The following is a 13,601-nucleotide window of genomic DNA, read 5'->3' on the forward strand; positions in this document are numbered from 1 at the left end:
CTTAAATTCGTAACTTCATTTGACACGAAAACGAAAGCATGATTTCGTATCTTCTGTTGTTTCAAATGGAGGATCGAACATGAGTTACGACGTGATCGTGGTGGGTGGCAGCTATGCGGGCCTGTCGGCGGCCCTGCAACTGGGCCGGGCACGCCGGCGCGTGCTGGTGCTGGACAGCGGCAAGCGGCGCAATGCCCCGGCCACCCATGCCCACGGTTTCCTGACCCGCGACGGCGAATCGCCCGCCGAGATCGCCGCCCTCGGCAAGGTGCAGTTGCTCCGCTACCCCAGTGTGACCTGGCTGGACGGCGAGGCGATCTCGGCGCATCGGATCGACGACGACGGCTTCCAGGTGGACCTGGTCGGCCAGGCCCCCGTGCACGCCCGGCGGCTGGTGCTAGCCACGGGCATCCGCGATCGCCTGCCGCCGCTGCACGGCCTGAAGGAGCGTTGGGGGCGCAGCGTTTTCCACTGTCCGTACTGCCACGGCTACGAACTGGACGGAGGCCCGATCGGCCTGCTGGCGACCACGCCGCTGGCCTTTCATCTCGCGACGCTGCTGCCTGATTGGGGCCCGACGACGCTGTTCCTGCAGGACGGCGTGGACCTCGACGAAGAGCAGCGCCGCCTCATCGTCACCCGAGGCGTGCGGCTGGAACGCACCCCAGTGGAGGGCTTTGCGGAGAGCGACGGCGCCAGTCTGCGCCTCACCGACGGCCGGACCGTAACGCTCGCCGGCCTGTTCGTGCCCACGCTGGCGGCCCAGGCAAGTCCCTTGCCCGCCGCGCTAGGCTGCGCGTTCGACGATACCCCCATGGGCGAATTCATCAGGGTGGATATGATGGGCGCCACGTCGGTCCCCGGCGTCTTCGCCGGTGGCGATGCGGCACGCCCCGGTGGCGCGCTGGCATTCGCCGTCGCCGACGGCGTCCGTGCCGGCGCCGCGGCGCACCGCTCGCTCGTTTTCGGGCTGGAGGGCGCCGCCCACTGACTCCACAGGTAGTTTCCTTGAGACACGACAGCCGCCTTTCGCGCATGCTCCACGTCCTGATCCACATGGCGGGCCAGGACGCCACGCTCACCTCCGAGCAAATCGGCCGCATGCTCGGCACCAACGCGGCTGTCGTCCGGCGGACGATGGCGGGCATGCGCAAGGCGGAACTGGTCGTCTCCGGGCGCGGTCCCGGCGGCGGCTGGCGCCTGAACCGGCCGCTGTCCGAGATCACGCTGGCCCAGGTCTACGAGGCCATCGATTCGCCTTCCCTGTTCGCCCTGGGATTCTCCAACGCCGAGCCCGAATGCCTGGTCGAGCAGGAGGTGAACCAGGCCCTGGAGCGCACGCTCGACGAGGCACGCGCGCAGTTGCTGCGTCGGTTCGCCGAGATCCGGCTCTCCGACATCATGGAAGGCTTCGAGAAGCGCGTGGCGGCCTATCGCTAAGATCACGTGCCGAAACGTCCAAGCCTCGGCGGGCCCGCTGTGGGACCATGACGGCATGAAGGTGGCTCGACCAGACGGCGAACGCGGCAGCACCCCGCGACGCGTGTCCGCGTACGTGCGTGCGCGGCTGGGCGCCCTTCTGCTCCTGCTCGCATGGCCGGTGTTCGCGCTGGACACCACGCGACCGGTAGACAGCCTCCTGCATACGGCCTTCCACCATGCCCAGGGCGCCCCCGTCGGGGTCGCCGCGATAGCGCAGACGGACGACGGGCAGATCTGGTTCAGCACCCGCGACGGCCTCTATCGCTATGACGGCTTCGATTTCACTCGCGTGGAATTGCTGCCGCAGGGCGCGGCGCAGACCTCCGCGACCTGGGCGCTGTATGCCGCTGACGGCGGCGACCTCTGGGTAGCCCTCGCCAACGGCGGCGTCGCCCGACTGACGGATGGCGCGATCACCCGTTATGGCGTGGCCTCCGGTCTCCCCGCCGGCCTGGCGATCGATGCGTTCTCCACCGATGGCGACGGCAGGCTCTGGGCCAATGGGCGTGGCGTGCTCGTGTACTTCGACAACGGCGTGTGGAAAACGCCGTCTTCCGAATGGAACGTGCCCGCCCACGTGGATGGCCTGTTCGAGGATGGTCGCGGCGATATCTGGATCGGGGCGGACGAGCGCATCTACGTGTTGCGTGCAGGACACCGGCGCTTCGAGCCGGTCGACATGCGTTTCAGCCATGGCTTCCAGTTGCTGGTTGGCGCAGATGGTCGGTTGTGGCTGTCCGACGAGCGCGGCATCACGGCCATGCCCGGGGAATGGGGGAAACCCCATGCGCGTGCGCCCGCGCGCCGGGCCAACGGCCTGGATACGCTCATCGATCGCGATGGCGCGCTCTGGACCATCGACTGCCACTCGGGGCTTTGCCGTGATCCCACCTTCGGCAAGCGCGCACCTGCGTTCCTGTCGCGCGCGGCGCTGCGGGCGCAATCGGCGGGTACGGCGCTGGGACTGTCGTCCGAGCTGACCATGACGGCGATGGTCGATCGTGAAGGCAACCTGTGGCTAGGCAGCAAGGGCGGCGTGGACCTGTTTCGCGACAGCCTGTTCGCGCGCGAGCGCTTTCCCGATCCCAATGTCTATTTCGCCCTGGCGGAAGATGGCGCCGGCAAGCTCTGGGTGGGCACGGACAACAACAGCGACACGCCCGACCGGCTCTGGCGGATCGATCGCGCCAACGTGCCGCCCACGGCGCTACCTGGTTTCCAGGCCCCCGTGTCCGCCGCGTGGACGGATCGCGATGGCACGGTCTGGCTCGGCGGTCATGGACATCTGTGGCACCTCAAGGACGGTACGCCGGTCACCGAAAGCTTCCCGGCATCGCCGACCGGCGTGCCCGGTGTCGTGCACGCCATGGCGCGCGATGCCGCGGGGCGTTTCTGGTTGGCCGTGTCGGGCCAGGGTCTCTATGTCCGCGATGCGAACGACGCCTGGCAGCCATCGTCGTCGATACCGGGCATGCCGACAGGTAGCCCATCCGCGATCTGCGCCATGGACGATGGCAGGCTGTGGTTCGGCTATCCCGATGGGGCCCTGGTCCGGCTTGCCGGGGATCGCATCGATGTCCAGGTGCATCCGGGCAAGGCGGCTGCGGGGCCGATCACCGCGCTGGCGACGGTGGGCAGTCGATTGCTGGTCGCATCCGAGCGTGCCTTCTCCGTGCTCGACGGTGGGCGGGCGGTGTTTCTTTCCACCTCGCCGGCGCATGTACTTGAAGGCGCGACCGGCATCGCGCGGGATGGACGCGGCACGTGGTGGATCAATACCGACGATGGCGTCGCGCGTGTCGGGCAGGATGCGCTGACCGACGCCATGGACGACGAGGCACGGCACCTCGACCTCGAACTGCTTACCGAAGATGACGGACTTCCCGGTGGCGCGCAGCGTGTGCGCCCCCTGCCCACCGCGCTGGCGGCGCGCGATGGCACCCTGTGGTTCGCGGCAGAGGAAGGTCTCGCGTCGCTGGACCCGGGTCGGGTCGGCGTGGCACCGTCCCCGCCGGCGGCGGTGATTCGCGAGATCGTCGCGGGCGACGTGTCGTTTCCCGTTCGCGATGCGCAGCTGGATCCGGATCATCGCGAGATCACCGTGCGTTATGCGGCGATCGCGCCCAGTCGTCCCAATGGCGTACGTTTCCGTTATCGGCTCACCCCTGGGCAGGTGCATTGGCGCACGCTCGAAGGCCAGCGCGAGTTGCGCTATACGCAGATGCATCCGGGCACGTATGTGCTCGATGTGCAGGCGTCCTACAACGGTAGGGATTGGGGCGAGCCGGCGGAGGCGACGCTCGTCGTGCTGCCAACGTTCGTCGAAGGTCCGTGGTTCAAGCTGTTGTGTGCCGTGGCGATTCTGTTGACCGGGTGGATCGTGCATCGCCTGCGGGTACGCTGGCTGACGCGGCAGTTGCGCATTCGCCTGCGCGAACGCTACGACGAGCGCGAGCGGATCGCCCGCGAGTTGCACGACACCTTGTTGCAGGGTGCGCAGGGCTTGATCCTGCGTTTCCAGACGATCGTGGATCGCCTTGCCGGCGATGATCCGGGGCGTCGCCAGCTTGAACAGGCGCTGGATCGCGCCGAGCGCCTCGTGGTCGAGGGGCGCGACCGTGTGCAGCATCTGCGCGAACGCCATGGTCATGCGGGGACGCTGGCCGAACGTCTGCAGCGTTATGCGGAGGAACTGGAGGAAGCGGGCATCCAGGTGGCGATGCATACGCGTGGCGAAGCTGCGCCGCTGGATCCGTTCGCGGAAGACGAGTTCTACTGCATCGGCCGCGAGGCGTTGCGCAACGTGCAGCGCCATGCCGATGCGGGCAGCGTCTACGTCGAGATGATCTACGGCGCGTCGCGGTTCACGCTGCTGATCAGCGACGACGGCAAGGGCATGGATGAGTCCAGTGATGCGCCGACGAGGCACTGGGGTCTTATCGGCATCAGCGAACGCGCCCATCGTATCGGTGGGCGGGCAAGCATTCGCACGAAGAAGGGCCAGGGTACGGAGCTGATGGTGGAAGCGCCGGCGGACAAGGTGTATCGACGGGGGAAGCGGCCGCGTGGTGGGTAGAGGTTGGCTGCTTTGCAGCCCGAATTTTTAGCCGCTTGCGCCGTACAGCCGCTTCGTAGGTTGGGCTCGCCTGCGGCATCGCGTTCGGCGCTCGGGCGTGGCTAGTGGAGCCGCCGGGCCGCCGCCGGGGCGCGCCGGCTCCGCCGTCCCTCGGGAAAGGTTGGCCGCTGCGCGGCCCGTGTCTTATGGCTTCGCCCCTTCGGGCTCGGGCAGGTGGTCGAGGTTCCTCGACTCGGCATCCTGCCTCGGCGAGGAATGGCGGTCATCCTAACCGCCACCGCTGCGCGGCCTTTTTCGCCCACCTACCCTCGGCTCCTCAAGTCGCGCCCCGGCGACGGCCCGACGGCTCTCCGTATGGTGAGGCACCCTTGTGGGAATCGCCGATGCGATCGGCGATGGGTGCTCGCGATCCCGTTTCACCTGTAGGAGCGCGCTTGCGCGCGATGGGTGCTCGCGGCAACCTGGCATCGCGCGCAAGCGCGCTCCTACAGGTCGCCACCTCCCAAATTACCGCGCCGTCGTTCCAGCGCACGCCGGAACCCAGCGCCTCGGTTTACCAGCACTGCGGGGGCGCTGCATCGGCTTTTGCGTAGGTAACGTACTCGCGACAACCCATCGCATCGCGCTGGGTTCCAGCGTGCGCTGGAACGACGTGGGGACGCGATCACACGTTGCCGATCACCTGGCCCGCTACGCGGGATCGCGCGCGAGCGCGCTCCTACAAAAGACGCGATGCGATAACCGGATGCATCACCGTGGGCACCGGCCTGCGCCGGTGCGACGAGCCTCGTCGTTCCGGCGCAGGCCGGAACCCACCGCCTCGGTTTGCCAGCCATGCGGTAGCGCTGCATCGGCTTTTACGTCGGTTTCGCTGGAACGACGTGAGGGGGCGTTGTGCGTTTCACCACGGATGCCCCGCGTCTACGTCTCCTTGACATACGACGCCTCCAAACGGGCAAGAATCGGCCCCCGGAGATACCCACCCGCCGAGACAGGATGCCCATGAAACCGATCGTCGCGTTGTGTGTGCTGCTGCCTTTCACCACCGTCGCCTACGCCGCGACGACGACCGACAAGGACAAACCGACGACGATCATCGATGTCGGCGAGGGATCGCCCCTCGTACAGGCAGCCGTGACGGGAGATCGCGCGGCCCTGACCGAGGCGGCGTCGGTTCCCCTGCCCGGCATGGAAGCCATCACCAAGGCCTTGCTCGCGCGCCTCGATGGCGACTTCGAGGCTTCGGGCAAGATCGCCCGGGGATGTGTCGACGAGGCGGTGCGTGGCACCGTCAACGCGCAAGTTGGCGTGCCCTGCGCGCAAATCGCGGCCTCGGATCTGTTCATGCGGGGCGACCTGCGGGGCTGGGCCCGGATGACGCATGCGGACTGGGCCAAGCTGCGGGCCCCCATGGAGAAAGAGGTTGGCCACGGCGGCATCACCACGGCTCCCGTACTCGCCGCGGAAGAAGTGATCAAAGGCATGGGAAAGGCACCGACGACGTTCGCCGTGACCAAGCGCATGGACAAGCTCGACTTCCTTCCCGCCACCGAACGAAGCACCGCGCCAGGCGCCCAGCTGATCGTGCCGGCGAAGGTCAACGGCAAGACGCTGAACATGCGCCTGGACACCGGTTCCCAGATGACCGTGCTGTCACGGGCCGACGCGGATCGGCTGGGCCTGAAGGTGCTGAACGTGAACCTGGGCATCGACGGCCAGGCAGCGACATCGAACGGCGGTAAATCGGGCATGGTCAATATCGCCCAGTTGCAGGTGGGCAACCTCGATGTCCACGAGACGAGCGTGCTGGTCGTGGATTTTTCCGAGTCCGTCCTCGGCATCGACCTGATCGGCCGGATGGCGGATCGTGTTGCGATATCCAAGACCGGCATGCGTTTCGACGCCAAGGTGACGAACGACTGCCCCTCGCCGCCGGACTACCTGCTCGACTTCAGCGGTGTCTACCAGCACCGCTTCGCGATCCAGGCGACCATCGACGGCAAGGACACCCCGGTCATGCTGGTCACCGGCGACGACGGCTACATGACCCTGAGCAGCGACGATCCCTCGCTGAGGACATCGGACGCGCATGGCCTGATGCGGACCGATACCGTGAACGGGCCGGTCATGCGCAAGTTCTACGCGGGCAAGGCGCGGCTCGAGAGCGGTGCGCGAAAGGTCGATCTGGAGACGACGATCTTCCCCGCCGATGGATCGCCCATCCCGCACATGCTCGGATCGGGCGTGTTGAACGACTTCGACATCCTGCTCGACAACAAACGTCACCGCGCCTGCCTGTTGCCGCCGACGAAGCCGGTGTGATCGTCACGCCCAAACCACCGCACGCTGAAGAACACGCCCGTGATCAGCACCGCGTTTTCCAGGGCGAACTGGAAGAGGCTCATGAACGCGGCGGGCACGGGGAACGGACCGAAGAAGCTCCACACGAGGGGAGAAACAATCCGTCCCGTCAGGAATAGGAAACACGCCATCGTGGTGACGAAGGCCGCCTTCGATGGCGATCGGCCGCCGATCGACCGGCAGAACAGGACCGCGCCCACCACCGGCTCGAGGTAGGTGGCGAACGCCGGTATCAGCACGTGCAGGCCATAAGGCTGTCCATAGACCTCGTCGTGATTCGGAAGCCCCAGGCCGTTGATCGTCTCGACCAGCGGGACGGTGACGAACGGTCGCCATACGAGTTCGGAGAACGCGGCGATCGCGAGACCGCCCAGAACGATCGCGCCAGGGCCCCGCACGTATCGCGCAACCAGACCGGCCAGGCCGCATCCCGCGATGACCGCGACGATGGTCGGCACCGCCAGCGCCAGGTAGATCGCATAGCTCGTGGTGACGACACCCTGCATGACCGCGGCGCGCAGCGTTTCCTTCACCAGCAGGAAGATCAGGGCGATCCGTAGCCAGCGGCCGAGCCAGGTGCGCTCCGGGGAGTGGCGTTCGTCGTAAAGCCAGATCGCGACGACCGCGCCCCAGGCGCTCCATTTGTTCAGGAAGGTCGCCCATGCGGGAACGAGGTGCACATCCGGGTAAGGCACTCCCAGCACCTGTTGCAACACGATATGGGTGCCGAGGCCAAGGATGCCCGCGATCGCGAGGCCTGCTGCCAGCAGCAGGGGGCGTGACACGTGGGAGGTTCTTTGGGTGAGGGTCATCGTTGAGTCCTCCCAACGCACAGCCACTGCTTGCAAATCATGAGCGTCTCCGACAGTGTGGGCCCGACGACGACTCTACAGGAGAAAGTTTACTGTTTTACAGTAAACTTTAATCACTTGACAATCATTATTGACTATAATAAAGCCAAGAAAAAGGCACGATGGCTGCGTTTCGTCATCGTGGTCGCCATGGCGGTCATCGCGCTCTACAACGTCGTTCTGGCGCTTCCCGAGCGGTTCGTTCCAAGCGGGCCGAACTTCGACTTCACGGGAAACCCCGTCATGCCGCTCGTCCACCATCCTCGCCTGTTCCTGGTCGAGAACATCCTCGTTTCACTCATCTATCTCGGCGGCCTGTACGCGCTGGTCAGGTTGATGCGCCTGTTCGAACAGGGAGAGTTCTTCAGCGCGCGGGCCGTTCGCCATCTGCGCTCGTTCGCGCTGTCGCTGCTGCTCGCGTTGATAGCGAGCGTCCTCCTTCCGCCCCTGATCCTTCTTGTGGCGCGTGCCCTCGGTCTGGACAACGTGACCTCGATCGGCATCGGCGTGGAATCCTCCGATATCTGGCAAGGGTTGATCAGTGCCGTTTTCTTCGTTGTCGCGATGATCCTCGGCGAAGCCACGCAGCTGGCCGAAGACAACCAGTGGATCGTGTGACTGCCGTGCCGATCATCATCAACCTCGACATCATGCTCGCCCGCCGCAAGGTCAAGTCGCGTGCCCTCGCCGCTTACGTGGGCATCACCGAACAGAACCTCTCGCTGCTGAAGTCCAGCAAGGTCCGGGGAATTCGCTTCGGCACGCTGGAGCGCATCTGCGAATTTCTCGAATGCCAGCCCGGCGACCTCCTGGAGTTCGTGCCGGGGGACTCAACGCAGGACGACGGCGACACGCTGGACTGACACGCCTCACTCCGCTGACATCTCTCCCGTCCAGCGTCGCGCGCCGGCCCCCGTGCCACCACCGCGGTCGCCGGGATTGGACAGGCGACATTTGTCCATCGACAGGCAACCGCAGCCGATGCATTGGTCCAGGCCGATGTTAAGTCGCTGCAGCTCGGCGATGCGCTCTTCGATGCGGGCTTTCCATACGCGCGACAGCTTTTTCCAGTCCTCGCCCGTCGGTACGTGATCGGTGGGCAGCCGCGCCAGCTGGGCGGCGATTTCTTCCAGGGTAAAGCCCACGCGCTGGGCGAACACGATGAACGCGATCCGCCGCAGTGTGGATCGCGGGTAGCGGCGATGCCCTGAATCCGCGCGGACGGAGGCGATCAAGCCCCGCGTCTCGTAGAAACGAAGGGCGGACGCCTGCACGCCGCTGCGCTGGGCCACATGGCCGATGGTCAGCAGGGGGTCGTTCTGGAAACGCATCGTTCCGTCCAAAAAGCTTGACTTAAAGTTAGCTTTAATACCTAGGCTATCCGCAAGCAACCCCATCCCAAGCCGCCGTCGACGGACTCAACCCCGTGGGCGCGTGCCCGCTTGCCAGAAGGAAACACCGCCATGCGTACGAACGCATTCCCTCCCCCGGCCTTGCGCGCCGGACTCGCCGCCACCCTGGCCGTGCTGCTCGCCGCCTGCTCGTCGCACGCCGATACCGCCCAGGCGCCGCCACCACCCGAAGTCGGCGTCGCCACCGTGGCCTCGCGCACGGTGAAGACCTGGGACGAATTCAACGGCCGCGTTTCCGCCGTGGAAACCGTATCCATCCGTCCGCGGGTCACCGGCTACATCGATCGCATCGCGTTCCGCGAGGGCGACGAGGTGAAGGCCGGCGACGTGTTGTTCGTGATCGACCCGCGCCCGTATCGCGATGCGCTTAACAGCGCGCAGGCGCAACTGGAACGCGCGCGGGCGGCGGCCACGCTCTCCCTGGCGCAGGACGAGCGCGCGCAGAAGCTCATCACGGCCCATGCCATCTCGCGCGACGAGTACGACAGCCGACATGCCGACCTCGCGCAGACAGCGGCGGATGTGCGTGCCGCGCAGGCCGCCGTCGCGACGGCCCAGCTCAATCTCGGCTTTACCGAGGTACGCGCACCAGTGGATGGTCGGGCGGGCCGCGCCATGCTGACCATGGGCAACCTCGCGCAGGCGGACCAGAGCGAACTGACCACGGTGGTGTCGCAGGACCCGGTCTTCGTCTACTTCGACTGCGACGAGCAAAGCTACCTGCGCTACATGGAAGGCGTACGCGGTGATCATGGCCAGCGGCATGGCGCCGTGCGTGTCGGGCTGGCCAACGACACGGGCTTCCCGCGCCAGGGCAAGGTGGATTTCCTGGATAACCGGGTCGATCCTGCCACCGGCACGATCCGCGCCCGCGCCGTGCTCGCCAATGCCGATCGCACGTTGACACCGGGCCTGTATGCCCGCGTGCAGATGGAAGGCACGCACGAGCTACAAGCCATGCTGATCGACGACAAGGCCGTGCTCACCGACCAGGATCGCAAGTACGTCTACGTGCTAGGCCCCGAGGACAAGGCCTTGCGCAAGGACGTGACGCTGGGGCGCCTCGTGGACGGCATGCGCGTCGTGCAATCGGGTCTGGCGACGGGCGACAAGGTGATCGTGACCGGCACCCAGAAGATCTATTTCCCGGGCATGGCGGTGAAGCCGCAGGATGCCGCCGTGGCCCAGGTCACGAAGTAAGGAGCCGGCCATGGATTTCTCCAAGTTCTTCATCGACCGGCCGATCTTCGCCGTGGTGCTCTCGATCATCATCTTCGCGATCGGCCTCATCGCCATTCCCATCCTGCCCATGGGCGAGTACCCGGAAGTGGTGCCGCCGAGCGTCGTGGTGCGCGCCACCTACCCGGGCGCGAATCCGCGCGAGATCGCCGAATCGGTCGCCGAGCCACTGGAAGAAGCGATCAACGGCGTCGAAGGCATCATGTACATGAAGTCGGTGGCCGGCTCGAACGGCAGCCTTGCCGTGACCGTCACCTTCCTGCCCGAGGTGGACGCGGACACCGCCGCCGTGCGCGTGCAGAACCGCGTGAGCCAGGCGCTGAGCCGCCTGCCGGACGAGGTGCGCCAGTACGGCGTGACCACGCAGAAGCAGTCGCCGACGCCCTTGATGTACATCGCCCTGTACTCGCCGGACAACCGCTACGACTCGCTCTACCTGCGCAACTACCTCAACCTGCACGTGAAGGACGAGCTGTCGCGCATCCCCGGCATCGGTGACGTGGGCCTGTATGGCAGCGGCGAGTACGCCATGCGCGTCTGGCTCGATCCGGGCAAGCTCGCCTCGCGCGGACTCACCGCCGCCGATGCGGTCAACGCCATCCGCGAGCAGAACGTGCAGGTCTCGGCCGGCCAGCTCGGCGCCGAACCGTCGCCGAAGAACACCGACTACCTCGTCTCGATCAACGTCCGGGGCCGCCTGCGCACCGAACAGGAGTTCGGCGATGTCGTGGTGAAAGCAGGTGACGACGGACAGATCACCCGCCTCGCCGACGTGGCGCGCGTGGAGCTGAGTTCCGGCGACTACACGCTGCGCTCGCTCAACGACCTCTCCAACAGCGCATCGGTGGGCATCTTCCTTTCGCCGGGCGCCAATGCCATCGGCGTGGCCGACGCCGTCTACGCGAAGCTCGACGAGCTGTCGAAGAGCTTCCCGCCCGGCGTGGCCTATCGCCCGGTCTGGGACCCCACCGTCTTCGTCCGCGACTCGATCAAGGCAGTGCAGCACACCTTGCTGGAAGCGGTGGTGCTCGTCGTGTTGGTGGTGATCCTGTTTCTGCAGACCTGGCGCGCGTCGATCATTCCGCTGGTCGCGGTGCCGGTGTCCGTGGTTGGCACCTTCGCGTGGCTGTACCTGCTGGGCTATTCGATCAATACCCTGACCCTGTTCGGCCTGGTGCTCGCCATCGGCATCGTCGTGGACGATGCGATCGTGGTGGTGGAGAACGTGGAGCGCAACATCGAGCAGGGCTTGAGCCCGCGCGATGCCGCGCACCAGGCGATGAAGGAAGTCTCCGGCCCCATTGTCGCCATCGCGCTGGTGCTGTGTGCCGTGTTCGTCCCAATGGCCTTCCTGTCCGGCGTCACGGGCCAGTTCTACAAGCAGTTCGCGGTGACCATCGCGATCTCCACCGTGATCTCGGCGGTGAATTCGCTCACGCTGTCCCCTGCCCTCGCCGCCAAGCTGCTGCGCGGACACGACGCGCCGAAGGACGCGCTGTCGCGCGTGCTGGATCGTGGCTTGGGCTGGCTGTTCCGTCCGTTCAATCGCTTCTTCCAGCGCAGCTCCGATCGCTACGGCGGCACGGTATCCCGATCGCTGGGTCGTCGCGGCCTGGTGTTCGGCGTGTACGCCGTACTGCTGGCGGGCACCGCCGTGCTGTTCAACCACGTGCCGGCGGGTTTCATCCCCACGCAGGACAAGCTCTACCTGTTCGCTGGCGCCAAGCTGCCGGAAGGCGCCTCTTTGTCGCGCACCGACGCCGTGACCCGTCGCATGGTCGAGCTATCGCATGAGGTGGAGGGCGTGGACACCCTCGCCGCCTTCCCGGGGCTCAACGCCCTGCAACAGACCAACACGCCCAACCTGCCGCCTCGTACGTGATCCTGAAGCCCTTCGCCGAGCGCCATCGCGGCGCGGCGCAGATCAGTGCCGAGCTCAACGGCAAGTTCGCCTCGATCAAAGATGGCTACGCCTACGCCCTCATGCCGCCGCCCATCCAGGGCCTCGGCAACGGCTCGGGCTATTCGCTCTACCTGGAGGATCGCGGCGGCCTGGGCTATGGCGCTCTGCAGAATGCGCTCGACGCGTTCCGCGCGGAAATCTCCCGCACGCCAGGCATGGGTTTCCCGGTCAGCTCCTACCAGGCGAACATCCCGCAGCTGGAAGTGAAGGTGGATCGCGTGAAGGCGAAGGCGCAGGGCGTGGCGCTCACCGACCTGTTCAACACCTTGCAAACCTATCTCGGCTCGGTCTACGTCAACGACTTCAACCTGTTCGGTCGCGTATACCGTGTCATGGCCCAGGCGGACACCGAGCATCGCCAGACGGTCGAGGACATCGGCAATCTCTACACCCGCAACAACCGGGGCCAGATGGTGCCGGTCGGTTCGATGGTCACCGCCACGTCCACCTACGGCCCCGATCCGGTCATCCGCTACAACGGCTACCCAGCCGCCGACCTCATCGGCAACGCCGATCCGCGCGTACTCTCGTCCGGGCAGACGCTGGCGAAGTTGCAGGAGATCGCCGACCGCGTGCTACCGCGCGGGATCAAGATGGAGTGGAGCGACCTGAGCTATCAGCAGGTCAGCCAGAGCAACGCGGCGGTGATCGTCTTCCCGCTGGCCGTGATGCTCGTGTTCCTGGTGCTCGCCGCGCTCTACGAGAGCTGGACGCTGCCGCTGGCGGTGATCCTGATCGTGCCGGTGTGCATGTTCGCGTCACTGGTGGGCGTGTGGTTGTCCGGCGGCGACAACAACGTGTTCGTGCAGGTGGGCCTGGTGGTGTTGATGGGCCTGGCCTGCAAGAACGCGATCCTCATCGTCGAGTTTGCCCGCGAGCTGGAGATCCAGGGCATGGAGACGATACCGGCGGCGCTGGAGGCCTGTCGTTTGCGCCTGCGCCCGATCGTGATGACCTCAGTGGCCTTCATCGCCGGCTCCGTGCCCCTGCTGCTCGGCCACGGTGCCGGCAGCGAGGTCCGCGCCGCGACGGGCATCACCGTATTCTCCGGCATGCTGGGCGTGACCGTGTTCGGTCTGTTTCTGACGCCAGTGTTCTACGTGGTGCTCCGCCGGTTCGGCCGCCATCCCGCCTGGAAGCACGAAAAACCAGACTGACGTCCCTTGTAGGAGCGCGCTTGCGCGCGATCGCGCGCAAGCGCGCTCCTACAAGGCGGG

Annotated in this window: 9 protein-coding genes and 1 pseudogene; 8 read left to right on the plus strand and 2 right to left on the minus strand. The window is 66.2% G+C overall.

Annotation, left to right across the window (positions count from 1 at the left end; all coding sequences use genetic code 11):
* Nucleotides 1–79 precede the first annotated feature (79 nt).
* The 4 genes from GAK28_RS09100 (at nucleotide 80) to GAK28_RS09115 (ending at nucleotide 6,880) form a co-directional block, all read left to right on the plus strand.
* Nucleotides 80–991 carry an NAD(P)/FAD-dependent oxidoreductase gene (locus GAK28_RS09100; RefSeq protein WP_291777461.1) on the plus strand — a complete coding sequence of 304 codons (912 nt, stop codon included), beginning with the start codon at nucleotides 80–82 and terminating at the stop codon, nucleotides 989–991.
* Nucleotides 992–1,008: 17 nt separating this feature from the next.
* The gene (locus GAK28_RS09105; protein WP_291777463.1) at nucleotides 1,009–1,440 is read left to right on the plus strand and encodes an Rrf2 family transcriptional regulator; all 432 of its coding nucleotides are present in this window, start codon (nucleotides 1,009–1,011) and stop codon (nucleotides 1,438–1,440) included.
* Nucleotides 1,441–1,501: 61 nt separating this feature from the next.
* Complete coding sequence (locus GAK28_RS09110; RefSeq protein ID WP_291777465.1) at nucleotides 1,502–4,558, plus strand: sensor histidine kinase; 3,057 nt, start codon at nucleotides 1,502–1,504, stop codon at nucleotides 4,556–4,558.
* A 1,002-nt stretch (nucleotides 4,559–5,560) separates the two neighbouring features.
* Nucleotides 5,561–6,880, plus strand: a complete 1,320-nt coding sequence (locus GAK28_RS09115) for a retropepsin-like aspartic protease (RefSeq protein ID WP_291777467.1) — start codon at nucleotides 5,561–5,563, stop codon at nucleotides 6,878–6,880.
* Here GAK28_RS09115 and GAK28_RS09120 read toward each other — a convergent pair.
* Nucleotides 6,841–7,731, minus strand: a complete 891-nt coding sequence (locus GAK28_RS09120) for a hypothetical protein (protein ID WP_291777470.1) — start codon at nucleotides 7,729–7,731, stop codon at nucleotides 6,841–6,843. The genes GAK28_RS09115 and GAK28_RS09120 overlap by 40 nt on opposite strands.
* Before the next feature lie 39 nt (nucleotides 7,732–7,770).
* Between GAK28_RS09120 and GAK28_RS09125 the strand changes: the two genes are divergently transcribed.
* Together GAK28_RS09125 and GAK28_RS09130 are read left to right on the plus strand one after the other, a co-directional pair.
* Nucleotides 7,771–8,388, plus strand: coding sequence for a DUF2975 domain-containing protein (locus tag GAK28_RS09125; RefSeq protein ID WP_291777472.1), 618 nt, complete (start codon nucleotides 7,771–7,773; stop codon nucleotides 8,386–8,388).
* A gap of 5 nt (nucleotides 8,389–8,393) precedes the next feature.
* Nucleotides 8,394–8,633, plus strand: coding sequence for a helix-turn-helix transcriptional regulator (locus GAK28_RS09130; RefSeq protein WP_343161863.1), 240 nt, complete (start codon nucleotides 8,394–8,396; stop codon nucleotides 8,631–8,633).
* Nucleotides 8,634–8,639: 6 nt separating this feature from the next.
* Here GAK28_RS09130 and soxR read toward each other — a convergent pair whose 3' ends face one another.
* A complete protein-coding gene (soxR, locus tag GAK28_RS09135) occupies nucleotides 8,640–9,101 on the minus strand; it encodes a redox-sensitive transcriptional activator SoxR (RefSeq protein ID WP_291777475.1) in 462 nt (153 codons plus the stop codon).
* Nucleotides 9,102–9,233: 132 nt separating this feature from the next.
* Here soxR and GAK28_RS09140 point away from each other — a divergent pair, with 132 nt between their 5' ends.
* Both GAK28_RS09140 and GAK28_RS09145 read left to right on the plus strand, forming a co-directional pair.
* Nucleotides 9,234–10,382 (plus strand): efflux RND transporter periplasmic adaptor subunit, encoded by a 1,149-nt coding sequence (locus GAK28_RS09140; RefSeq protein ID WP_291777478.1) that lies wholly within the window; start codon nucleotides 9,234–9,236, stop codon nucleotides 10,380–10,382.
* Nucleotides 10,383–10,392: 10 nt separating this feature from the next.
* A pseudogene (locus GAK28_RS09145) lies at nucleotides 10,393–13,541 on the plus strand (multidrug efflux RND transporter permease subunit).
* Nucleotides 13,542–13,601: the final 60 nt, after the last annotated feature.

The organism is Luteibacter sp. (assembly GCF_009912395.1).
In the GTDB taxonomy this organism is placed as follows: Bacteria; Pseudomonadota; Gammaproteobacteria; order Xanthomonadales; family Rhodanobacteraceae; genus Luteibacter.